Origin of the sequence: Pseudomonas sp. CCNWLW23 (assembly GCF_037095675.1) — a bacterium.
GTDB classification, from domain to species: domain Bacteria; phylum Pseudomonadota; class Gammaproteobacteria; order Pseudomonadales; family Pseudomonadaceae; genus Aquipseudomonas; species Aquipseudomonas atacamensis.
Genome location: NZ_JBAWKM010000004.1, coordinates 282,539 through 306,545 on the forward strand (window position 1 = coordinate 282,539; position 24,007 = coordinate 306,545).

General features: G+C 60.3%; 14 protein-coding genes. 11 read left to right on the top strand and 3 right to left on the bottom strand.

Features of this window, described 5'->3' with window-relative positions; translation table 11 throughout:
* Nucleotides 1–319: 319 nt before the first annotated feature.
* Both V8J63_RS08375 and V8J63_RS08380 read right to left on the bottom strand, forming a co-directional pair.
* Nucleotides 320–1,570 (bottom strand): ribonucleotide-diphosphate reductase subunit beta, encoded by a 1,251-nt coding sequence (locus V8J63_RS08375; RefSeq protein WP_016773579.1) that lies wholly within the window; start codon nt 1,568–1,570, stop codon nt 320–322.
* A 549-nt stretch (nt 1,571–2,119) separates the two neighbouring features.
* A complete protein-coding gene (locus V8J63_RS08380; protein ID WP_016773580.1) occupies nt 2,120–2,380 on the bottom strand; it encodes a DUF2790 domain-containing protein in 261 nt (86 codons plus the stop codon).
* 423 nt (nt 2,381–2,803) lie between these two features.
* Here V8J63_RS08380 and acs point away from each other — a divergent pair, with 423 nt between their 5' ends.
* From acs to argR, 7 genes are all read left to right on the top strand, one after another.
* Entirely contained in the window at nt 2,804–4,759 is a 1,956-nt protein-coding gene (gene acs, locus V8J63_RS08385) for an acetate--CoA ligase (protein WP_336463887.1), read from the top strand.
* Nucleotides 4,760–5,489: 730 nt separating this feature from the next.
* Complete coding sequence (locus V8J63_RS08390) at nt 5,490–6,263, top strand: ABC transporter substrate-binding protein (RefSeq protein WP_024014020.1); 774 nt, start codon at nt 5,490–5,492, stop codon at nt 6,261–6,263.
* A gap of 91 nt (nt 6,264–6,354) precedes the next feature.
* The gene (locus V8J63_RS08395; protein WP_016773583.1) at nt 6,355–7,044 is read left to right on the top strand and encodes an ABC transporter permease; all 690 of its coding nucleotides are present in this window, start codon (nt 6,355–6,357) and stop codon (nt 7,042–7,044) included.
* The gene (locus V8J63_RS08400; protein WP_024014019.1) at nt 7,041–7,739 is read left to right on the top strand and encodes an ABC transporter permease; all 699 of its coding nucleotides are present in this window, start codon (nt 7,041–7,043) and stop codon (nt 7,737–7,739) included. The genes V8J63_RS08395 and V8J63_RS08400 overlap by 4 nt, the downstream gene beginning before the upstream one ends.
* 1 nt (nt 7,740) lies before the next feature.
* Nucleotides 7,741–8,853: a succinylglutamate desuccinylase/aspartoacylase family protein gene (locus tag V8J63_RS08405; protein WP_336463888.1), complete on the top strand. Its 1,113-nt coding sequence runs from the start codon at nt 7,741–7,743 to the stop codon at nt 8,851–8,853.
* Between the two features lie 27 nt (nt 8,854–8,880).
* Nucleotides 8,881–9,645, top strand: a complete 765-nt coding sequence (locus V8J63_RS08410; protein ID WP_007912705.1) for an ABC transporter ATP-binding protein — start codon at nt 8,881–8,883, stop codon at nt 9,643–9,645.
* A 250-nt stretch (nt 9,646–9,895) separates the two neighbouring features.
* Nucleotides 9,896–10,876 (top strand): transcriptional regulator ArgR, encoded by a 981-nt coding sequence (gene argR, locus V8J63_RS08415; RefSeq protein ID WP_024014018.1) that lies wholly within the window; start codon nt 9,896–9,898, stop codon nt 10,874–10,876.
* Nucleotides 10,877–10,889: 13 nt separating this feature from the next.
* Here the strand turns inward: argR and V8J63_RS08420 are convergent, their stop codons facing one another.
* On the bottom strand, nt 10,890–18,653 hold the full coding sequence (locus tag V8J63_RS08420; protein WP_336463889.1) for a dermonecrotic toxin domain-containing protein: 7,764 nt from the start codon (nt 18,651–18,653) through the stop codon (nt 10,890–10,892).
* Between the two features lie 304 nt (nt 18,654–18,957).
* Between V8J63_RS08420 and V8J63_RS08425 the strand changes: the two genes are divergently transcribed.
* The 4 genes from V8J63_RS08425 to astD all read left to right on the top strand — a co-directional run bounded on the left by V8J63_RS08425 (nt 18,958) and on the right by astD (nt 23,987).
* Nucleotides 18,958–20,178, top strand: coding sequence for an aspartate aminotransferase family protein (locus V8J63_RS08425; protein ID WP_016773586.1), 1,221 nt, complete (start codon nt 18,958–18,960; stop codon nt 20,176–20,178).
* Nucleotides 20,179–20,424: 246 nt separating this feature from the next.
* Nucleotides 20,425–21,444, top strand: a complete 1,020-nt coding sequence (gene aruF, locus V8J63_RS08430; protein WP_024014015.1) for an arginine/ornithine succinyltransferase subunit alpha — start codon at nt 20,425–20,427, stop codon at nt 21,442–21,444.
* A 51-nt stretch (nt 21,445–21,495) separates the two neighbouring features.
* A complete protein-coding gene (gene astA, locus V8J63_RS08435; protein WP_024014014.1) occupies nt 21,496–22,521 on the top strand; it encodes an arginine N-succinyltransferase in 1,026 nt (341 codons plus the stop codon).
* Complete coding sequence (astD, locus tag V8J63_RS08440; RefSeq protein WP_164558284.1) at nt 22,518–23,987, top strand: succinylglutamate-semialdehyde dehydrogenase; 1,470 nt, start codon at nt 22,518–22,520, stop codon at nt 23,985–23,987. Before astA ends, astD begins: the two co-directional genes overlap by 4 nt.
* Nucleotides 23,988–24,007: the final 20 nt, after the last annotated feature.

Genomic DNA, 24,007 nt, shown 5'->3' on the forward strand with positions numbered 1-24,007 from the left:
GCGGGCCTGACCCCAACGTAGAGCGGACTTAAAAAATCCCAACGAGCAGAGCAGTTGTCACCGACGAATTACGCGTCTGTGTCACTGACGAAGCTTTCTACGTTGGGCGTTTCTTAGGCACCTGCCACAGAGCTTAGTAGCGCTCGCAGCAGGCTTCAATGGGAAGCGACTGTAAGTGCTGTAGGAGATTGAGCGCTGTGACGTAGGCGTAAAAAGGCTCACCGATCGCCCATAAAAAAGCCCCGATCAGATCGGGGCTTTTTGCTTTCTCGACTTGTCGACTCAGGCAGCAATCGTCAAATCATGCCAAGCGAGACTATTAGTCCCAGCTCAGAGCACCACCAGTTTGGTATTCGATCACGCGCGTCTCAAAGAAATTCTTCTCTTTCTTCAAGTCCATAATCTCGCTCATCCAAGGGAACGGGTTAGTCGTCCCTGGATATTCCTCTTTCAAACCAATCTGCGACAAACGACGGTTAGCGATGAACTTCAGATAGTCCTCCATCATCGCCGCGTTCATACCCAACACGCCGCGAGGCATGGTATCCCGTGCGTATTCGATCTCCAGCTGCGTACCCTGCAGGATCATCTGGGTCGCTTCTTCTTTCATCTCAGCATCCCACAAATGTGGGTTTTCGATTTTGATCTGGTTGATCACGTCGATGCCGAAGTTCAGGTGCATGGATTCGTCGCGCAGGATGTATTGGAACTGCTCGGCGACGCCGGTCATTTTGTTGCGGCGGCCCATGGAGAGGATTTGGGTGAAGCCGCAGTAGAAGAAGATGCCTTCCAGAACGCAGTAGTAGGCGATCAGGTTGCGCAGCAACTCTTTGTCGGTTTCCGGGGTTCCGGTTTCGAACTTCGGATCGGAGATCGAGCGGGTGTATTTCAGGCCCCAGGCTGCTTTCTTCGCGACCGATGGGATCTCGTGGTACATGTTGAAGATTTCGCCTTCATCCATGGCCAGCGATTCGATGCAGTACTGGTAGGCGTGGGTGTGGATCGCCTCTTCGAAAGCCTGGCGCAGGATGTACTGGCGGCATTCCGGGTTGGTGATCAGGCGGTACACGGCCAGCACCAGGTTGTTGGCAACCAGGGAGTCGGCGGTGGAGAAGAAGCCGAGGTTGCGCATGACGATGCGGCGCTCGTCGTCGGTCAGGCCTTCCGGGTTTTTCCAGAGGGCGATGTCGGCGGTCATGTTGACTTCTTGCGGCATCCAGTGGTTTGCACAACCGTCCAGATACTTCTGCCAGGCCCAGTCGTACTTGAAAGGTACGAGTTGGTTGAGGTCGGCGCGGCAGTTGATCATGCGCTTTTCGTCAACGGCGACACGGGCGGAGGCGCCTTCGAGTTCGGCGAGGCCTTCGGCGACGTCGAGGGAGTTCAGTGCAGCTTTGGCGCGGGCCACGGCGGCCGAGTCGTCGGCGGTGACGGCGCGGGCTTCCAGCGCTGCGGCGCCGCCGGCGTTGTCGAGGCGGTCCATGTTGGCTTCGCTTGCGTGGCCGGCATTGGCGCCTTTCACGGTTGCGACTTCACTGTCTTCTTTATCGAATTCGTCCCAGCTCAGCATGACGTGTCGTCTCCTGCGTGAGGGCTTGTGCCCGTGTGAAACCTGAAGGGTTGGTTTTTCACACGGCCAAACAAGCCGCGTTGGATGTCGTTTTTTGCAGCGCTGCACGCAGGCAAATAAACAGAAATTTTGACGGGTCCCGAGAGCCTCTGATGGGCGCAATCAGCGTCGGGCACTGTTGCGGGGCTTCAGAATGGCTTTTGCTCCCTGTAAGGGAATATTGCTGACCCGTATAGGGCGGCATTATAGGGAAATTTTTACCGGCGTGGTGCGGCGAATCGGCTCATGGCGAGGCCGAGGAGGGGTGGATTTCGGTCCGACCGAGGGATTACAGGGCTTTGCGCGGAATCGGCCCGAGCAGATTTTTTTTCGTTAATTTTTTGGCAGGTGTTTTTTTGTTTAAAAAATAGCCAGAAAAGCAGGTTTTTCACTATATCTAGTGTTTTGCAAGCCTTTTTCGCGGCTCCAGACACAACTGAGCCCGACCGAAGCCGGGCTGGAATCGACCCTCAATGTAGCGTTGAGCGATCCGATTCGGTGCAGTCTGATTCAGTTCGTGCAGCCGTTGCCCATGATGCTGTAGCGCAGGATGTGGCGTTGGCCTTTGGAGTCGTCGTATTCCATTTTTGCCGGTACAACTTCGCAGACATTCGGAATTTCGCTCATCGATACAACTTTGGCGATGTCCAGATGTGTGGAGTAAGTGTATTCCTCGATGACCGGTTGTTGCTGTGCGACATCAGTCGGGACCTCGTCTGCCATGGCGGTTGCGCACAGACTGCTGAGGGCCAGAACCAATAAAGCTTTCATTTCTAATTCACCTTTTTGAGGTCGAGTGGGGTCACGCAACCTTTTTAGGGTTGCGTGTGGAGCTTGAGTATTTGATGCGTTACTTGGAGAGCTGGATTAACGGCCTTCGTGGGGGCTGTAACGTTGTTAATCGCGGTTGCCTTGTTGGCGAGGTGAATTTTAGGGCGGTGGGATGCAGGTAAACAGGGGCGGTTTTGATAAACACTTTTGATAGATTTGGTAACAATCGATTGAGGTCTTGGTGTCCGGCCGGATGGGGTTTGCCTGACGGACCGCGTTGACTGCATCGCTGGCAAGCCAGCTCCCACATGGAATGCGGACATTTTGTAGGGGCTTGTTACTACCATCGTCGAATGGTTCTATGGCCCCCACCCGGCTACAACGGGGTCATACAAAAACAACTATTACACCGAGGTAGGAAAGATGAGTGCGGCTTCTCTGTATCCCGTTCGTCCCGAGGTTCTGGCAAACACGCTGACTGACGAGGCGACCTACAAAGCCATGTACCAGCAGTCGGTCGTCAACCCTGACGGCTTCTGGCGCGAGCAAGCCAAGCGTCTGGACTGGATCAAGCCTTTCACCACGGTGAAGCAGACGTCGTTCGACGATCACCATGTCGACATCAAGTGGTTTGCCGACGGCACCTTGAACGTTTCCTATAACTGCCTCGACCGCCATCTGGCCGAGCGCGGCGACCAAGTCGCAATCATCTGGGAAGGCGACGATCCTTCCGAAAGCCGCAACATCACCTACCGCGAACTGCACGAGCAAGTGTGCAAACTGGCCAACGCCCTGCGCGGTCAGGACGTGCACCGTGGCGATGTGGTGACCATTTACATGCCGATGATTCCCGAAGCCGTGGTCGCCATGCTGGCCTGCACCCGGATCGGCGCGATTCACTCGGTGGTGTTCGGCGGTTTCTCGCCGGAAGCCCTGGCCGGTCGCATCATCGACTGCCGCTCGAAAGTGGTGATCACCGCTGACGAAGGCATCCGTGCCGGCAAGAAGATTTCCCTCAAGGCCAACGTCGATGACGCGCTGACTAACCCGGAAACCAGCAGCATCCAGAAAGTCATCGTCTGCAAGCGCACCGGTGGCGACATCAAGTGGAACCAGCATCGCGACATCTGGTACGAAGACCTGATGAAGGTCGCGGGCACCGTTTGCGCGCCGAAAGAGATGGGCGCCGAAGAAGCGTTGTTCATCCTTTATACCTCCGGCTCCACCGGCAAGCCGAAGGGCGTGCAGCACACCACCGGCGGTTATCTGCTGTATGCGGCGATGACCCACGAACGCGTGTTCGACTACCGTCCGGGCGAAATCTACTGGTGCACCGCCGACGTCGGCTGGGTCACCGGCCACAGTTACATCGTCTACGGCCCGCTGGCCAACGGCGCGACCACCGTGCTGTTCGAAGGTGTGCCGAACTACCCGGACATCACCCGGGTGGCGAAGATCATCGACAAGCACAAGGTCAACGTCCTCTACACCGCGCCGACCGCGATCCGCGCGATGATGGCCTCGGGTCAGGCCGCCGTGGAAGGCGCCGATGGCAGCAGCCTGCGTCTGCTCGGTTCGGTGGGCGAGCCGATCAACCCGGAAGCTTGGGACTGGTACTACAAGAATGTCGGCAAGTCGCGTTGCCCGATCGTCGATACCTGGTGGCAGACCGAAACCGGCGGCAACATGATGAGCCCGCTGCCGGGTGCCCACGCGCTGAAGCCGGGTTCGGCGGCGCGTCCGTTCTTCGGTGTGGTGCCGGCGCTGGTCGACAACCTCGGCAACATCATCGAGGGCGAGGCCGAAGGCAATCTGGTGATTCTCGATTCGTGGCCGGGTCAGGCGCGTACGTTGTATGGCGATCACGATCGTTTCGTCGATACCTACTTCAAGACCTTCCGTGGCATGTACTTCACCGGTGACGGCGCGCGTCGCGATGCCGACGGTTACTACTGGATCACCGGGCGCGTGGACGATGTGCTCAACGTCTCCGGCCACCGCATGGGCACCGCCGAGATCGAGAGCGCGATGGTCGCGCATCCGAAGGTGGCCGAAGCTGCGGTGGTGGGCGTGCCGCATGACATCAAGGGGCAGGGCATCTATGTCTATGTGACCTTGAAGAACGGCGAGGAGCCGACCGAGCAGTTGCGCCTGGAGCTGAAGAACTGGGTGCGCAAGGAGATCGGCCCGATCGCTTCGCCGGACGTGATCCAGTGGGCACCGGGGCTGCCGAAGACCCGTTCGGGCAAGATCATGCGCCGCATCCTGCGCAAGATCGCCACGGCGGAATACGATGGGCTGGGCGATATCTCGACCCTGGCGGATCCGGGTGTGGTGCAGCATTTGATTGATACGCACAAGACCATGAATGTTGCTTAAGCGTTAGAAACATAGGAGCCCTGTCCGGTGATGCCGGGCGGGGCTTTTTTATGGCTGTGAGGTTTGTGGTGGCTGGGAGGGCTTCTTCGCGAGCAGGCTCGCTCCCACAAGGAAACGGGCGCATTTTTGATCGTTCCCACGCTCTGCGTGGGAATGCAGCAAGGGACGCTCTGCGTCCCAGAAGCCGACGCAGAGCGTCGAGGGAGGCGTTCCCACGCACCGTGGGAACGATCAGCGACTCAACCAATAATTATCGATCTGCGCCGTCAGACCTTTCCCGCTGTTACCCGCCACAACCCAATGTGTAACCGCCCGCGCCAAACCGGGGCGAAGGGAAACGCGGTGCGCCGTTTTAGAGCCTCCAAAGCCCCGCGGAAAAATAAGACATAACGCTGCGCTTGCCGGATTAGAAGGGTTTGCGAATAATGGGCCCGCAACTTGCAATATGTATCGGTTCACTGTCTTTCGCTCTTGCATGAATTTGCAGGGCTGTCAATGAGCTCAAACCGCTTTCTCGGTGCATCTGTAATTAGTTGTCGCATTGAAGAAATATCGGCTTCGGGCCTGTCGTTAGAATGCCGATCACTCGCTCATCGTGGCTGACGTTGAAATCGCCTGCGGTTTCAACGGGAAATTTCCGCCGATGCGCAACCGATTTCCGATTCACCCATTCGCATATTGGGCTGTCGCTCACTCTGCCGTTTTTGCCCTTTACCGATGGAGTCCCAAGATGAAGAAACTTGTGCTGCTTGGCGCCCTGGCACTGTCCGTGCTGTCGCTGAATGCCGTCGCTGACGAAAAACCTGTGAAGATCGGCATCGAAGCGGCTTACCCTCCATTCGCTTCGAAAGCACCGGACGGCAGCATCGTCGGTTTCGACTACGACATCGGCAACGCGCTGTGCGAAGAGATGAAGGTCAAGTGTGTGTGGGTCGAGCAAGAGTTCGACGGTCTGATCCCGGCTCTGAAAGTACGCAAGATCGACGCGATCCTGTCGTCGATGTCGATCACCGAAGATCGCAAGAAGTCGGTCGACTTCACCAACAAGTACTACAACACTCCGGCGCGTCTGGTCATGAAGGCCGGTACTCAGGTCAGCGAAGGTCTGGCTGAACTGAAAGGCAAGAACATCGGCGTACAGCGTGGCTCGATCCACGAGCGTTTCGCCCGCGAAGTTCTGGCTCCATTGGGCGCCGAGATCAAGCCGTACGGCTCGCAGAACGAAATCTACCTCGACGTGGCTGCCGGTCGTCTCGACGGCACCGTGGCTGACGCCACCCTGCTGGACGACGGTTTCCTGAAAACCGACGCTGGCAAAGGCTTCGCATTCGTTGGCCCGGCCTTCACCGACGTCAAATACTTCGGCGACGGCGTAGGTATCGCAGTGCGCAAGGGCGACGCCCTGAAAGACAAGATCAACACTGCCATCGCGGCCATCCGCGAAAACGGCAAATACAAAGCAATCCAGGACAAGTACTTCGCCTTCGACATCTACGGCAAGTAAGACGTCTCTGCGACAAGTCCGAAATGGCGCAAGCAACAGAATCTCTGCGGTTTGCGCCATTTTTTCATCCCAACTTTCGAGGACCTGAATCATGTTGAAAGGCTACGGGGCTGTCATCCTCGATGGCGCATGGCTGACGCTTCAGCTCGCCTTGTCGTCCATGGCTCTGGCCATCGTTCTCGGGCTGATCGGTGTCGCGTTGCGCCTGTCGCCGGTGCGCTGGCTGGCGTGGCTGGGCGACCTGTATTCGACGGTGATCCGCGGCATTCCCGATCTGGTGCTGATCCTGCTGATCTTCTACGGCGGTCAGGACTTGCTCAACCGCGTCGCGCCTATGCTCGGCTATGACGACTACATCGACCTGAACCCGCTGGCCGCCGGTATCGGCACCCTCGGTTTCATCTTCGGTGCGTACCTCTCGGAAACCTTCCGTGGTGCGTTCATGGCGATCCCCAAGGGCCAGGCCGAAGCGGGCATGGCCTACGGCATGAGCAGTTTTCAGGTGTTCTTCCGGGTTATGGTGCCGCAGATGATTCGTCTGGCAATTCCCGGCTTCACCAACAACTGGCTGGTACTGACCAAGGCCACCGCGCTGATTTCCGTGGTCGGTCTGCAAGACATGATGTTCAAGGCCAAGCAGGCGGCGGATGCCACGCGCGAGCCTTTCACCTTCTTCCTCGCAGTGGCGGCGATGTACCTGGTGATCACCAGTGTTTCGTTGCTGGCATTGCGTCACCTTGAGAAGCGCTACTCGGTAGGCGTAAGGGCGGCTGATCTATGATCTTCGACTACAACGTCATCTGGGAGGCACTGCCGCTGTACTTCAGCGGCCTGCTGACCACCCTCAAACTGCTCGCGCTGTCGCTGTTCTTCGGTTTGCTCGCGGCGTTGCCGCTGGGGCTGATGCGCGTCTCGAAAAACCCGTTCGTCAACGGCGCCGCGTGGCTGTACACCTACGTGATTCGTGGCACGCCGATGCTGGTGCAGCTGTTCCTGATCTACTACGGTCTGGCCCAGTTCGAAGCGGTACGCGAAAGCTTCCTGTGGCCGTGGCTGTCCAGCGCAACGTTCTGTGCCTGCCTGGCGTTTGCGGTCAACACCAGCGCCTACACCGCAGAAATCATTGCCGGCAGCCTGAAGGCCACGCCGAACGGTGAGATCGAAGCGGCCAAGGCCATGGGCATGTCGCGCTTCAAACTGTACAAGCGCATTTTGCTGCCGTCGGCCCTGCGCCGCGCGCTGCCGCAGTACAGCAACGAAGTGATCATGATGCTGCAGACCACCAGTCTGGCGTCGATCGTGACCCTGATCGACATCACTGGCGCGGCACGTACCGTCAACGCGCAGTTCTACCTTCCGTTCGAGGCGTACATCACCGCTGGCGTGTTCTACCTGTGCCTGACCTTCATTCTGGTCAAGCTGTTCAAACTGGCCGAGCGTCGCTGGTTGAGCTACCTCGCGCCACGGAAGCACTGATATGCAACGCATTGATCACGTATTGCCGTGGAGCCACTTGGGCAGCGAGCGCAAGGTTTCGGTTTTCCGTTTCGGCAGCGGCGAGCGCAAGGCCTACATCCAGGCCAGCCTGCACGCCGATGAACTGCCGGGCATGCGCACCGCCTGGGAGCTGAAAAAGCGCCTCGGCGAACTCGAAGCCCAAGGCTTGCTCAACGGCGTGATCGAGCTGGTGCCGGTGGCCAATCCGATCGGTCTCGGGCAATTGCTGCAAGGCAATTTCCAGGGTCGTTTCGAGGCGGGCAGCGGCAAGAATTTCAACCGTGATTTCGTCGAGCTCAGCGCGCCGGTCGCGGCGGCACTGGGCGAAAAACTCGGTGATGATCCGCACGCCAACGTGCGCCTGATCCGCCAGGCAATGGCCGACCACTTGGCCGGCTTGCCTGAAGCGAGCAGCCAGTTGCAGGGCATGCAGCGTGTGCTGCTCAGCCACGCCTGCACCGCCGATGTGGTGCTGGATCTGCACTGCGATGCCGAAGCCGCGCTGCACATGTACGCGCTGCCGCAGCACTGGCCGCAGTGGCGTTCGCTGTCGGCGCACCTGCACGTCAAGGTTGGTTTGCTCGCGGAAGATTCCGGCGGCAGCTCGTTCGATGAAGCTTGCTCGTTGCCATGGCTGCGCCTGTCGCGGCAGTTTCCCGATGCGCAGATTCCGCTGGCGTGTCTGGCGACGACCATCGAGCTGGGCGGGCAGGCCGACACCGGCCGCGTCGAAGCCGAGGCTTATGCTGAAGGCATTCTGGCGTTCCTTGCCGAGCAAGGTCTGATCACCGGCGAGTGGCCGGACCCGGCCTTCGAACCGTGCGAAGGCATGCCGTTCGAAGGCACCGAATTGTTGTTCGCACCGCACCCCGGTGTGGTGAGTTTTTCCCGCAAGCCCGGCGAATGGGTCGAGGCGGGCGACGAGATTTTTCAAGTGATCGACCCTGTGTCCGATCGGGTCAGCACGGTATGTGCTGGTACGTCCGGGGTGCTGTTTGCCATTGAACGGCTGCGCTATGCCCAACCCGGTTTCTGGCTGGCCAAGGTGGCGGGGCGCGAAGCGCTGCGTCACGGGCGCTTGCTCAACGACTGACTGACTGTTTTTGTGAGAACCGACCGCATGTACAAACTTGAAGTCCAAGACCTGCATAAACGCTATGGCAGTCACGAAGTGCTCAAGGGCGTGTCCCTGAAAGCCGCCGCCGGCGATGTGATCAGCATCATCGGCTCCAGTGGCTCCGGCAAAAGTACTTTCCTGCGCTGCATCAACCTGCTCGAGCAGCCGCACGCCGGCAAGATCCTGCTCAACAACGAAGAGCTGAAACTGGTGGCGAACAAGGACGGCGCGCTGAAAGCCGCTGATCCGAAACAGTTGCAACGCATGCGTTCGCGCCTGTCGATGGTGTTCCAGCATTTCAATCTGTGGTCGCACATGACCGCGATTGAAAACATCATGGAAGCGCCGGTGCACGTGCTCGGCGTACCCAAGTACGAAGCGCGCGAAAAAGCCGAGTACTACCTGAACAAGGTTGGCGTGGCCCATCGCAAAGACGCGTTTCCGGGGCACATGTCCGGCGGCGAACAGCAGCGCGTGGCGATCGCCCGTGCGCTGGCGATGGAACCGGAAGTGATGCTGTTCGACGAGCCGACTTCGGCCCTCGACCCAGAGCTGGTCGGCGACGTGCTGAAAGTCATGCAAGCGCTGGCGCAGGAAGGCCGCACCATGGTCGTGGTGACCCACGAAATGGGCTTCGCCCGTGAAGTGTCGAACCAGTTGGTGTTCCTGCACAAAGGCGTCGTCGAAGAAAGCGGCAACCCGCGCGAAGTGCTGGTCAATCCGCAGTCTGAGCGTTTGCAGCAGTTCCTGTCGGGCAGCCTGAAATAAATCAGGGCTGCCGTTGTGCACCAGATTAGGTCATGCTTCGCGATCTTCTGGCTGGCTCAGATCCCCTGTGGGAGCGAGCCTGCTCGCGAAAGCGGTAGAACAGCCAGCAATTATGTTGACTGGTACACCGCCTTCGCGAGCAGGCTCGCTCCCACATTCTGATCTTCACCGGTTTCAGGATTTGTGTTCATTTCCGGGCTAGCATTGGCCCATGCCTTCATCACCGTTGTTCGTTTCGGATTGCCCGCCCATGACTGCCCATCGAATTGGTTTCCTGATTTGGCCCAGCACTAAAGCGTTGACGCTGGCGCTGGCGGAGGAGGCCTTGCGTGTTGCGCAGCGGGTGCACCCGGACGTGGTTTACGAACTGTCGTTCTTGCAGGCCGAGCCGCAGAGCGAAGGTGCCTGGCAATTGCCCGGCGAACCCTGGGCCGGCAAGCTTGAGAACTTCCAGAAACTGTTCCTGCTCGCCGACGAGCCGCCGACCACCCTGGCGCCGGCGCTGAGCAGTGCGCTCAAGCAATTGGTGCGTGCCGGTTGCGTGATCGGTGGTCTGTCGGCCGGTGTCTATCCGTTGGCCCAGCTCGGTTTGCTCGACGGTTATCGCGCCGCCGTGCACTGGCGCTGGCAGGACGATTTCGCTGAGCGCTTCCCGAAAGTCATCGCCACCAGTCATCTGTTCGACTGGGATCGCGATCGTTTGACCGCTTGCGGTGGCATGTCGGTGCTCGACCTGTTGCTGGCGGTGCTGGCTCGCGATCACGGTGCGGAACTGGCCGGTGCGGTGTCGGAAGAACTGGTGGTCGAGCGCATCCGCGAGGGCGGTGAGCGTCAGCGCATCCCGTTGCAGAATCGCCTCGGCTCCAGCCATCCGAAGCTCACCCAGGCGGTGTTGCTGATGGAAGCCAACATCGAAGAGCCGCTGACCACCGACGAAATCGCCCAGCATGTGTGCGTATCCCGCCGGCAGCTGGAGCGGATCTTCAAGCAATACCTCAACCGCGTGCCGAGCCAGTACTACCTGGAATTGCGCCTGAACAAGGCCCGGCAAATGTTGATGCAGACCAGCAAGTCGATCATCCAGATCGGCCTGTCGTGTGGCTTCTCCTCGGGGCCGCACTTCTCCAGCGCCTATCGCAATTTCTTCGGTGCCACGCCGCGGGAAGATCGCAACCAGCGACGCAGCAGCAGCCCGTTCGAATTGTCGTCAGTGCCGCCGGAGCGTGGCTGAGCGCGGGCCGAGTTCAATCGGTGTCGATGCTGCTGGAAAAATCATGGAAGTCCTCAAACGACTCATACACGGTGTCGTTGCTCGCCTGTCGCTCCGCCAGGCGCAGTTGATACGCCGCCTCATAACGCTGCAGGCGCTGCTGGCTTTCTGCGGTCAGCAGGTTGTCGCCGAAGGCATATTCGGTCAACACCTCGCCGGGCTGTGAAGGAAACTCGCCCGGCAACTCGGTGATCGCGTTCCCGGACAAGTCCGCGTACCTCAATCGAGGCAGTTCGAACAGACCGTCGGGCACCTTGCTCAAGGCGCAATTGCCCAGACGCACATCGGTCATCTGCGGGAAATGACTCAGATCCGGAGCCATGTTGAGCGGATTGTCGCTCAGGTCCACGGATCTCAGGTTTCTCAGCGTTCTGAAGGCTTCTGCGTTCTGCGCAGTCAGCGTGATTTCACAGCCAGGCAGATACAGGCTGTGCAATCTGTCCATTCCGAAGATTCTGGGGGGAACCTCGCGCAACGGATATTTGCGGATGGTGATGCTTTTGAGTTTGGGAAAAAGCGCCAACAATTGATCGACCCTGGGCGGCGCGGACGCTCCGCTTGTCAGTCGCAACTCTTCGATATGGTCGAAGCTTGCGGCCAGCGCCGGCAGCTCGCCGGTGAACGAAATGTCGCAGGTAACTCTTGGGTCCATGATGAACGTGGGCGCCCGGCGCAGGTCGGTTTCCAGATCTCGCCTGAAATGTTGGCGATTGCGTGTTTCCCTGGCTGCCGCGTCGTTCGCCAGTGGCATCTGCGTGCCAGGATCGTTGGGGATCTCGTTTGCCCAGCTATCCAGGCGTTCGAGCAGACTGGTGAGGCCGGCTTTGCGGCGCATCAGCTCAAGACGTCCATCGGCCAGCGTACCCGCCAGCTTGTAGACCAGATCGTTGGCATCGAAGCCGGACAGCGACGGGTAAAGGCTTTGCGCCAGATCGATGTCGTCCTGTTGGACCCAGACACCGAAATTGTCGGCTTTGGCCTGGAAAGCGGCTTTGACACGTTCTCTGGAAGCAACCGACAACGGGTTGGCGCCCAGTTCAACGCCGCGACCGGAATAACGCGTCAGCTCCGTCGGCACTTCGATGATGTTGTTGTCGCTCAGCAATGCAACTTCCAGCTGCGGCAGCTGTTCCAGCCCGGCAGGAACGCTATCGATTCCGGTGCTGGTCAGATCGATGAACGTCAGGTTCTGCAGTGCCGACACATCGGGCGTGACCTGCAGCGGATTGCTATACAAGTCCAGAGATTTCAAGCGGGTCAGAGTGGACAAGACCGCTTGTCCGGCAGGATCCAGTGTGATCTGGCACTTGCTCAGCATCAACGTTTCCAGCGACGGCAGGCTTTGCAGCGCTTGCGGCATCTGGCCCAGGGAAAAATCCTGCAGTTCCAGGCCCTGCAATCCGCTGAAGCTGGTGAGAAAACCGTCGGAAACCTTCAGTGCCGGATTGCCCTGCAGACTGAGATGGGAGATGTGACTGAAGTCGGCAGCCAATTGCGGTAACTCACCGGTAAATGCCGCATTGGCATTGAATGTGTTGAACCGTAGTGCTGAATTGTCGGTGCGCCTGCCGCGCCACAGTTGTTCGAGGCTTTCGCTGAATTTATGTCTCTCGGCGAGTTCTGCGGCTTTTTCCTGCGCAGTCCATGGCCGTTCTGTCGATGGATTGTTGACTGGCAGACGCTCACGCCATGCGTTGAGATCGCCAATCATGCGGGCGATTTCGCCCTCCCACCTGATCAGTTGCGCCGTGCCGGTCTGTAATGTCCCGGGCAGGCGATAAATCATGTTGATCGCAGCGTTTTCCCCAAGTCGCGGGAACAGTCTCTGCGCCATGGCAATGTCAGCCGATGGCGGCTTGATCCGGAAGTTGCGCCCGTGTGCCGCGTAGTAGAACTTGACGCGTTCGCGGGCATTTATCGACAGAGGGTTGTCGTTCAGATAGATGCCGTCGGCCTTATCGGGCTTCAGGCTGAAGATAGCGTCCGGCAGCTCGGTAATCTGGTTGTTGGCAAGCGAGAGCTCTCGCAGCAGCGGATGCTCGGCGATGCCCTTCGGCACGCTGGTCAGATCGGTATGGCCAAGTAAAAAGTGGGTTACCTTGGGCAGGGTGGTCAGATCGGGCGCGTTTGACAGTGGGTTGTGGCTCAGGTCGAGCAGCTGCAACTCGGACAGGGTGCCGAGTACTTGCTGCCCGGCAGGTGACAGTGTCAGCGCGCAGTCATTCAGTTTGAGCTCTTTGAGATACTGCAGGCGGCCGACGAATGAGGGTATGTCATAGAGCGTGAAGGCTTTTAATTTCAGCGTCTGAAGATTCGGGAACAAGGCAGCGAACGGCTCCAGTCCGGCGGTCGTCACGTTGCCGGTGAGCTTGAGGCTGGTCACGTGATCGAAGTTGACACTCAGGCGCGGCATTTCGCCGAGAAACTTCAGGTCTGCCGCAAACAATGCGCTGCGCTTGCCGCTTCCCATCGATCTTTCGCTCCAGAAATCCTCCAGCAATTGCTTGAAGTCCGAGCGTGCGGATCGTTGCGCCAGATGCTCGCTTACGCTCAAGGCCTGGCCTGTGACCGGGTGCGCGGACGGAATTGCCGAGGCCCAGCGGGTCAGGTCATCGCGCATCTGTTGCTGCTCCGCTTTCCAGCGAAGGAGCTGTTTGCGGCTGTCGCCCAGATTGCCGGGCAAGTCGTAGATCATCTCGCTGGCCTCCTGCTTGTTCAAACCGGGAAACAGCTGCCGGGCGAGGCTGACATCCTGCTCAGGCGCCAGGACGTCAAAGTCGTTTCGATGGATGCGGAAGTAGTTTTTGATCTGATCGCGCGTTGCTGCCGATAGCGGATTGTCGGCAAGGTCAATGCCGTCACTGCGCTCGGCGGGGAGGTCGAACAGCGCCTCCGGCAATTGCGTGATGCGGTTGCCCGAGAGGGCTGCGATTCGTAACCCCGGATGGCTGCTCAGTCCTTCGGGAACGACGGTCAACCCGCAGTTGGACAGGTCGAGATGGAACAATTCCGGCAACAGGTTCAGGTCGGGGAACGTTCCCAGCGGATTGTCGCTCAGGTCCAGCGTGTCCAGAGCGGTGAGTGACAGCAGCGCAGCCTGGTTTTCCGGGGTCATGACCACGCCACAATTCTTCAGTTCCAGATCGGTCAGCCGAGGCAGTTTTGCTTCGCCAAGCGCCAGCGGTTCCAGTTCGAAGCCGCTCATTTTCAGCTTGGCAAGGTTGGGCAAGCACTCCACGAAGCGCAGGGCGGCGGTGATATTGGCGTTGCCAACGAGGTTCAACCGGGTAACGCGCTCCAGACCGGTGCTGAGTATCGGCATATCGCCACTGAAGGCCGCCGTTGCCCTGAGTTCTTCAAGGCGCGGGTACGTGGGCGGGCTGCGCCAGAATTGTTCGATCTGTTGCGCAAAGTCTCGCCTGGCATCAAGTTCGCGGGTCTGCGTCTCGAGCGGCAGACGTTCTCCCGATTCGGCGGCAGTCACGGCGGCCTGGTTGATCCATTGGCTGAGTTCGAGATTCAGAACGCCGAGCTCATTTTCCCAGCGTGACAACTGTGCTCCGCACTCGGCCAATGGCCCGGGCAATCGGTACAAAACCCGTGTCGCGCCTTCGGTGTCAAGGGAAGGGAACAAGGCGATGGTGCGCTGCAGATCCTCCTGCTCAGGCCGGACCCCGAAGTGCTTGCCGGTGTGCTCGTAAAACACTTTGACCCGTTCGCGAGAGGCCGCGGTCAACGGGTTGTCTGCAAAGGTGTAACCATCGCTGAGGGAACTGGCCAGGTTGAAGAACTTTTCCGGTATCCGCGTGATGCGGTTGCGATCGAATTGCGCCGAGATCAATCGCGGATGATCCAGCAGATCGTCGGGCACCGTATGAATGCCGGTGTCGGACAGATTGACGTAGCGTAACGAAGGCATCGCGTGCAGGTCCGGCGGCAAGCCCAGTGCATTGCCTTGCAGATCCAGCAGGGTAAGTTGTGGCAAGGAAGCCAGCACCGACTCTGTGACCGTTGTCAGGCTCACTCGGCAATCGCGTAAACGCAGTTCGCGCAGCGAGGGCATTGAAGTCAGTGCTTGCGGCAGGCTGGGCAGATTGAGGTTGCGCGCATCAATATTCTGCAACTGACTGAAGGACTGCAGAAAGCTGTCGACAGATGTGGTCATCGGGCTGCCATCAATGGCGAGCGAGGTGATATGGCTGAAGTCCGCTGACAACACCGGCAAGTCGCCCATCACCGCCGGTGTAAGGCGCAACGCGTATCCGGCGGCGAAGCCCTGTTGATTGATACCCGTGACGTGCTCCCGCCTCCAGGCTTTGAGCAATTGCTCCCTGAGCAGCCTGCGATTCTGGAGTTCGGCGCGCTTCTCCAGCGACGTCAGCGCCGTGCCGGTTTCGGGATGCAAGGCGGGCGGATTGTTGGCCCAGACATGCAGCTCGTTCTGCAATTGCAAGTAGTCATTTTGCAAGCGAAGCATCTCTGCGCGCGGGCCTGCGGGACTCCTGCGCATGCTTTCGGCGAGAAAGCGCATCTCATGATTCGACATGCGTGGATAGAGCACGCGGATGTCTTCTTCGAGGGTGTGCGGCTGGTAAGCGGGGCGTGGCGGACGCGGAGCATGGGCGTAACCGTCGGTACCGAGCAGGCGCAGGGTGTCGACAGTCGGCGCTCGGGACGGCGTATCGGCAATCACCTGACGCCACTCGTTGCGCTCGAGCGTACGTTGACGAATGGCCGCCTTCAGCGCCTGACTCTGACCGATGCGCAGGTCCAGGCTCTGGCGCTCGCTGTCGGGCAATGCGTACAACAGGCTGGAATAGAAATCAGTGAATGAGTGCAGCTGCTGCCCACGATCGTCATAAGGTTGATATTGGCCATCGTCGCGGCGAACCAGCACCTTGTGTGCAGGCGCATCGTCACGGCCGATGGTGTCCAGTAATGTGCCCCCGTAGCGCCCATCACGGATTTCGATGCGCACATCACCACTCCAGCCCGGCAGCAGTTTGAGGCTGTGCAGCGCCAGAGAGTCAGAGTCGGGGTTGCTCACCGAGGCCAGCTCAAGGCCCTCATATGCGCGGGCAACGCGCACCTCGTCACTGGCCATCTGCATGAGCGTCTGTTGGCGCGGGGGCAATTGTCCTTCGCTGATCTGCAGCAGTTCGCTGCCGGTCGCGGTATCGAGCAGTTCGCGGGTAATGCTGGCCGGCAATTGCGGAGGGTGGGTCTTGAGTCGTGCCGCCAGCGGGTCGTCGAGGTGCTGGAGGGCTTGATAACGCGACTCGAACAGCGCGCTTGTGTTGCGTCTGGCGAGGTCCGCCACTTGCTTGCGCAGGTTCTGGCTGCGGACCTCGATGGACGGCGTCGGTCCGGCGAAGGGCTCGTCCAGCAAGGCTTTGATCTGCGTCTCGTCGACGGTTTGGAGCAGGGTTTTGAGCACGTCGCCACCGATCAGTTCGCCCTGGCGCAGTTCGGTCACGGGCAGGGTGGTGTCGGCAGACGATTGCCACAGTTGCTCGCCTTGGCGATCGAGCAGACGCAGGCATTTGTCGCCTGGCCAGCGACCGTATTCGCTGAGCACCTGCAGCTGCATGACCGGATCGGCGCGCAAAAAAACTTCGGCGTCATCGCTGTCGAGCTGGTCGATGAAGCGTTGCAACTGCTGATCAAGCTTGAAGCGCTGGATGCTGTCGGCCAGCAGCGGCGGGACCTTTTCCTGCTCGACATGCATTTTGCGCAACGCGTCTTCGCTGGTTCCGCTGATCTGCAGGACGGTTTCGCGCTCGCTCGCGGACAAGCTCTCGACCGCAGGGCCGATACGGCGCAGCGCGGTTGCGCCATCCCACTCCAGCGGTTGCTCGAGTTCAGTGTGCCAGGCACCTTCGCCGTTGTGGCGCAGCACCGGCTGGTATGCGTCGGGGCGACTCGGATGTTCGATGCGGTACTGCCCTGGCACCTGACTTTCCCTGACTGCAAAGTGCGCGTCCTCCAGGGGCAGCAGGCGCTTGTCTTCATGGGTATGCAGACCCAGCGCATCGGGTTGCGAATCGGCAGTCGGGCGCTGCGGATGTTTGTAGCGTTCGAGATCCGGTTGCCAATAGCGGGTGTCACCATTGGCCAGTTGTACCGGTTTGAAGCGGTCGATGAACGCCACGATTTCCTTGGGCAATACCTTGCGAAACTCGGCCGCGCCAATCGCACCGCCGACGGCGAACATGCCCAACTGGATCATCGATTCCACGGTGCCCATCAGGTGTTCGACCGCTTCGGTCGTGCGCCCCTGCGCCCACTCGACAATGCCTTCGAATACTTCATCGAGCATCTGATAGGCCATGTACGCCATCATCGCTTCACCGAGCACCGGCACGAAGGGCGCGACGATCATCGCCGCGGTCTGGGCGATGGAAGAGAGGATGTTGACCAGCGAATCCCAGAATGCCCAGCGCGCCCTTTGATCAACCAGGGCAGTCGGTACGGCAATGGTTCGGGCGTCATTGAAAATCTTGTTCAGCTTTGCCTGGTACAGGTGCTGCCATACATCGTCGTAAAACGGCGTCAGCGCAGTCTGCAGGTCGGGCCGCTCCACCGGGGCTTCGCGCCACGCCGGCAGCGGGTCGCCGGGTTCGTGCGGATGCCAGCGGATTTCACTCAGCCGGCTGTTGAGAGTGCTGAAGAAGAAACCGCGCTGGTCGTGGTTGACGAAGCGGCTGAAGAATTGCTGATAGTCCCTGGAGCGCAACTGGCGCGTCAGTTCCACGACCATTTCCAATGGCGAGGCGTACTCCTTGAACGGATGTTCGGGGTCATCCGGGACGTAGGCGACGACGCGCGCTGCATTGCGTGTCATGTACAGGTCCGGGGCGAATACCACGATGCCGGTCAGCGGTGCGCAAAGCATCGTCATGTCATGACACAGCAGCGGGGCGCCATGCACATGCAGGCCTTTCACGCCGTCGAGCATGGCCTCGATCGTGCGTAACGCGTTTTCCGAGACATCGCGGTTCATCCGCGCCCATTGCAGGGCAGCCTTCATCGCGGCCTTCTGGCTGGCGTCGATTTTGCCGCGCAAGACCGACGCGACCATCGGATCGGAATAGCCCAGATTGTCTTCCAGACTGGCTTTGTATTTCGCGCCGATATCCAGTCGACGGCACAGTTTTGTGAAAGCGGAAATGCTCAGTTTCGCCTTGATCTCGGGCAGGGTTTCAAACTGCCCTGTGGCCGAGGGGGCGCTGGTGAATGTCGACTCGGCTTCGAAGGCGTTGTCTTCGGTTTCCCTGTCTTCGAAGTTATGCAGCGCAGCCTCGAGCAGTGACACGGACCAGGCGCGGGCGCCGGTGCGGATCGGAAACCACGGGGTGGTGGCGGGAATGTACAGGCGCACGTAGGTGTTTCTGACATCCAGTTCCAGATCGAAGCAGCTTTTCAGCTCGGCCTTGAGCAGGGGCTCGGCGAAGGCTGCAGCGTCCTGCAAGTGCTCCAGGCTTTTATCGACCCGGCTCTGGGCGCTGATATGCGCCGCCCCAAGGCTTTTCATCAGCGCGTGCTGTTCGGCTGGCGCGTTCTTGAGCGCGGTCGGCTGTTGCGGGAGGCTGCTTTTCAGTGCTTCTCGCCGAGTGGCTGAGGTGTCGCCCAGCCAGGCGGGAATCGCGTTTTTCAGTGGTTGATAGTGCTCGTCCGCATGGTGCGCGTCAGTTGCGTCATCCGGGATTGCCGATGGGGGTGCTTCAGACAAATGCATGGCCATTCCTTGGCGTTGGGAAGAACCCTCAGCAAATCAGCAGCAAGCGCCCCCCGTGCGGTAGATATTTATGTCTCTGCCGTGGGGGCTGACTTGGTATCCTGCGCGGCCTGCCGCAAATCGGCCGCGCCCGGTAAACTGCGCCTTTGCGACGCTATATGTCGCATTGCCGTAAACCCGGGAAAATCCGGGGTTTGCGCTATAAGAAGTTGTCGCTTGGCGACAAGGCCGGGCACCCAACTGTCCTTACAATCCCCTCATCGCTCGCCAGTTCCAGGCGGGTGTTCCTCTTCAGGAGACTCCGATGTCCGTTGAGCACGCTGCGGTACAACGCGCCGATTTCGACCAGGTAATGGTTCCCAACTACGCGCCTGCCGCTTTCATTCCGGTGCGTGGCGCCGGTTCCCGGGTCTGGGATCAGGCCGGCCGCGAGCTGATCGACTTCGCCGGCGGGATTGCCGTCAACGTCCTGGGCCACGCGCATCCGGCGCTGGTCGGTGCCTTGACCGAACAGGCGAACAAGCTGTGGCACGTGTCCAACGTGTTCACCAACGAACCGGCCCTGCGTCTGGCGCACAAGCTGATCGACGCCACGTTTGCCGAGCGCGTGTTCTTCTGCAACTCCGGCGCCGAAGCCAACGAGGCCGCATTCAAGCTGGCCCGTCGCGTCGCATTCGACCGTTTCGGCACCGAGAAATACGAAATCATCGCCGCGCTGAACAGCTTCCACGGCCGTACCCTGTTCACCGTCAACGTCGGTGGCCAGTCGAAGTACTCCGACGGTTTCGGCCCGAAAATCACTGGCATCACCCACGTTCCCTACAACGATCTGGCCGCACTGAAGGCCGCGGTGTCCGAGAAGACCTGCGCGGTCGTGCTCGAGCCGATCCAGGGCGAGGGCGGCGTACTGCCGGCCGAGCTGGCTTACCTGCAAGGTGCCCGCGAACTGTGCGACGCGAACAACGCCCTGCTGGTGTTCGACGAAGTGCAGACCGGCATGGGCCGCAGCGGCAAGCTGTTCGCCTACCAGCATTACGGCGTGACCCCCGACATCCTTACCAGCGCCAAGAGCCTGGGCGGTGGTTTCCCGATCGCGGCGATGATGACCACCGAAGCGCTGGCCAAACATCTGGTTGTCGGCACCCACGGCACCACTTACGGCGGCAACCCGCTGGCCTGCGCCGTCGCCGAAGCGGTGATCGACGTGGTCAACACCCCTGAAGTGTTGAACGGCGTGAACGCCAAGCACGACAAGTTCAAGACCCGCCTGCAACAGATCGGCGAGAAATACGGCCTGTTCACTCAGGTGCGTGGTCTCGGTCTGCTGATCGGCTGCGTGCTCAGCGAAGCGTGGAAAGGCAAGGCCAAGGACATCTTCAACGCCGCTGAGCAGGAAGGCCTGATGATTCTCCAGGCTGGCCCGGACGTGATCCGTTTCGCCCCGAGCCTGGTGGTGGAAGACGCCGATATCGACGCCGGTCTCGACCGCTTCGAACGTGCTGCGGCGAAGTTGACGCAAGCCTGATGGACCTTTCGGCGCCTGGAGTTTTTCCGGCGCCGAACCAATTTTTGATACCGGGCACATTCACCTGTTGGATTGAACCTGTGGTGAGGGGATTTATCCCCGATGGGCTGCGCAGCGGCCCCAGATTTTTGGGGGTGCTTCGCCCCCCAGCGGGGATAAATCCCCTCGCCACAAGTCCCATTCCTGCATCGATCTTTATGTGGGCCCGGTTTTTTCTGTGAATATTGAAGAGAAAGGAGTGACACCATGCTGGTGATGCGCCCCGCGCAAATGGCTGATCTGGGCGAGGTACAGCGTCTGGCTGCGGACAGCCCGATTGGTGTCACTTCCTTGCCGGATGACGTGGAACGTCTGAGCGACAAGATTGCCGCGAGCGAAGCTTCGTTTGCCGCCGAAGTGAGCTTCAACGGTGAAGAGAGCTACTTCTTCGTCCTCGAAGACTCGAGCACCGGCAAACTGGTCGGTTGCTCGGCCATCGTTGCTTCCGCCGGTTACTCGGAGCCGTTCTACAGCTTCCGTAACGAGACCTTCGTCCACGCCTCCCGCGAGCTGAAGATCCACAACAAGATCCACGTGCTCTCGCAGTGCCACGACCTGACCGGCAACAGCCTGCTGACCAGTTTCTACGTGCAGCGCGAGCTGGTCGGTTCGCCGTGGGCCGAGCTCAACTCTCGCGGCCGTCTGCTGTTCGTCGCCAGCCACCCGGAGCGTTTTGCCGATTCGGTGGTGACCGAGATCGTCGGTTACAGCGACGAGAATGGCGACTCGCCGTTCTGGGATGCGATCGGGCGTAATTTCTTCGACCTCAACTACGCCGAGGCCGAGCGTCTGTGCGGGCTGAAAAGCCGCACCTTCCTTGCCGAGCTGATGCCGCATTACCCGATCTACGTGCCGCTGCTGCCGGATTCCGCCCAAGAGGCGATGGGCCAGGTGCACCCACGGGCGCAGATCACCTTCGACATCCTGATGCGCGAAGGCTTCGAGACCGATCACTACATCGACATCTTCGACGGCGGCCCGACCCTGCATGCGCGGGTTTCCGGGATCCGTTCGATCGCCCAGAGCCGCGTGGTGCCGGTGAAGATCGGCGAGCCGGTCAAAGGCGCCGGGCGTCAGTACCTGGTGGCCAACGCACAGTTGCAGGATTACCGCGCGGTGTTGCTGGAGCTGGATTACGCGCCGGGCAAACCGGTGACGCTGGATATGGAAGCAGCCGAAGCCCTGGGCGTCGGTGAAGGTGCCAGCGTGCGCCTGGTGGCGGTTTAACGCCTTAGCGAGTTTCACGGGTGGCGCGAGCGGCCCGTTTGAGGAGATAGCATGATTGTTCGTCCCGTACGCAGCAGCGATTTATCCGCGCTGATCGACCTGGCCCGCAGCACCGGCACCGGCCTGACTACCTTGCCGGCCAACGAAGAGCGCCTGACCCACCGGGTCGGCTGGGCCGAGAAGACCTTTCGCGGCGAAGCCGGGCGTGGCGATGCCGACTATCTGTTCGTGCTCGAAGACGATGACGGCCGCGTGGTGGGGATTTCCGCCATCGCCGGTGCAGTAGGCCTGCGTGAGCCCTGGTACAACTTCCGCGTCGGTCTGACGGTCAGCGCTTCGCAAGAGCTGAACATCTACCGCGAAATCCCGACGCTGTTTCTGGCCAACGACCTGACCGGCAATTCCGAGCTGTGCTCGCTGTTCCTGCACGCCGATTACCGCAACGGCCTCAACGGCCGGATGCTGTCCAAGGCGCGCATGCTGTTCATCGCTGAGTTCCCGGAGCTGTTCGGCAACAAGATCATCGCCGAAATGCGTGGCGTGTCCGACGACGCCGGGCGCTCGCCGTTCTGGGAAAGCCTCGGTCGGCACTTCTTCAAGATGGAATTCAGCCAGGCCGATTACCTGACCGGCGTTGGCAACAAGGCATTCATCGCCGAACTGATGCCGAAATTCCCGCTGTACACCTGCTTCCTCTCGCCCGACGCGCGCAACGTCATCGGCCAGGTGCACCCGGACACCGAACCGGCACTGGCGATGCTCAAGAGCGAAGGCTTCAGCTATCAGGGTTACGTCGACATCTTCGACGCCGGCCCGGCCATCGAATGCGAAACCAGCAAGATCCGCGCGGTGCGTGACAGCGAAGCGCTGGTGCTGGCTGTGGGCACGCCGGGCGATGACGCCACGCCGTTCATCATCCACAACCGCAAACGCGAGGATTGCCGCATCACGGCTGCCCCAGCGCGTCTGGCTGCGGGCACCCTGGTGGTCGATCCGCAGACCGCGAAACGTCTTCAACTCAGCGCCGGCGATCAGGTTCGCGCCGTGGCGCTGTCCGCTGCACGGGAGTCGAAATAATGAATTCGCTATACATCGCAGGTGAGTGGCTGGCCGGTCAGGGCGAAGCCTTTCAATCTTTGAACCCGGTGACCCAGCAAGTGCTGTGGGCGGGCGAGGGCGCGACTGCCGCGCAGGTCGAATCGGCGGTTCAGGCTGCTCGCCAGGCATTTCCTCAGTGGGCACGTCGCACCCTCGAGGAGCGCATCAGCGTCCTCGAAGCTTTTGCTGCTGCGTTGAAAAACCACGCTGACGAACTGGCTCGCACCATCGGCGAAGAAACCGGCAAACCGCTGTGGGAAGCTGCGACCGAAGTGACCAGCATGGTCAACAAGATCGCGATTTCGGTGCAGAGCTACCGCGAGCGCACCGGCGAGAAGAGCGGCCCACTGGGCGACGCCACCGCCGTGTTGCGCCACAAGCCCCACGGCGTGGTCGCGGTGTTCGGCCCTTACAACTTCCCCGGTCACCTGCCTAACGGTCATATCGTCCCGGCGCTGCTGGCCGGTAACAGTGTGCTGTTCAAACCCAGCGAACTGACGCCGAAAGTCGCCGAGCTGACGGTCAAGTGCTGGATCGAAGCCGGTCTGCCGGCAGGCGTGTTGAACCTGCTGCAAGGCGCGCGGGAAACCGGTATCGCTCTGGCGGCGAACCCGGGTATCGACGGTCTGTTCTTCACCGGTTCGAGCCGCACCGGTAATCACCTGCATCAGCAATTCGCCGGGCGTCCGGACAAGATTCTGGCGCTGGAGATGGGCGGCAACAACCCGCTGGTGGTCGATCAGGTCGCTGATCTGGACGCGGCGGTGTACACCATCATTCAGTCGGCGTTCATTTCCGCCGGCCAGCGCTGCACCTGCGCCCGCCGTCTGCTGGTGCCGCAAGGCGCGTGGGGCGACAGCCTGCTCAAGCGTCTGGTGGAAGTCAGTTCGACCATTGAAGTCGGTGCCTTCGATCAGCAACCGGCACCGTTCATGGGCTCGGTGATTTCCCTCGGCGCGGCCAAAGCCTTGATGGATGCGCAGGAACAACTGCTGGCCAACGGCGCGGTGGCGCTGCTGGAAATGACTCAGCCGCAAGCGCAATCGGCCTTGCTGACCCCGGGCATTGTCGATGTGACGGCCGTGGCCGAGCGTCCGGACGAAGAACTGTTCGGGCCGCTGCTGCAAGTGATCCGCTATGCCGATTTCGGCGCGGCGATCACTGAAGCCAACAACACCGCTTATGGACTGGCCGCCGGTTTGCTCTCCGATTCCGAAGCGCGTTACCAGCAGTTCTGGCTGGAAAGCCGCGCCGGCATCGTCAACTGGAACAAACAGCTGACCGGCGCCGCGAGCAGCGCGCCATTCGGCGGTGTCGGCGCCTCGGGCAACCACCGCGCCAGCGCCTATTACGCAGCGGATTACTGCGCATACCCGGTGGCGTCGCTGGAAACCCCGAGCCTGGTGTTGCCTGCCTCGCTGACACCCGGCGTGAAAATGGCGTAGCGCCCATTCGCGAGCAGGCT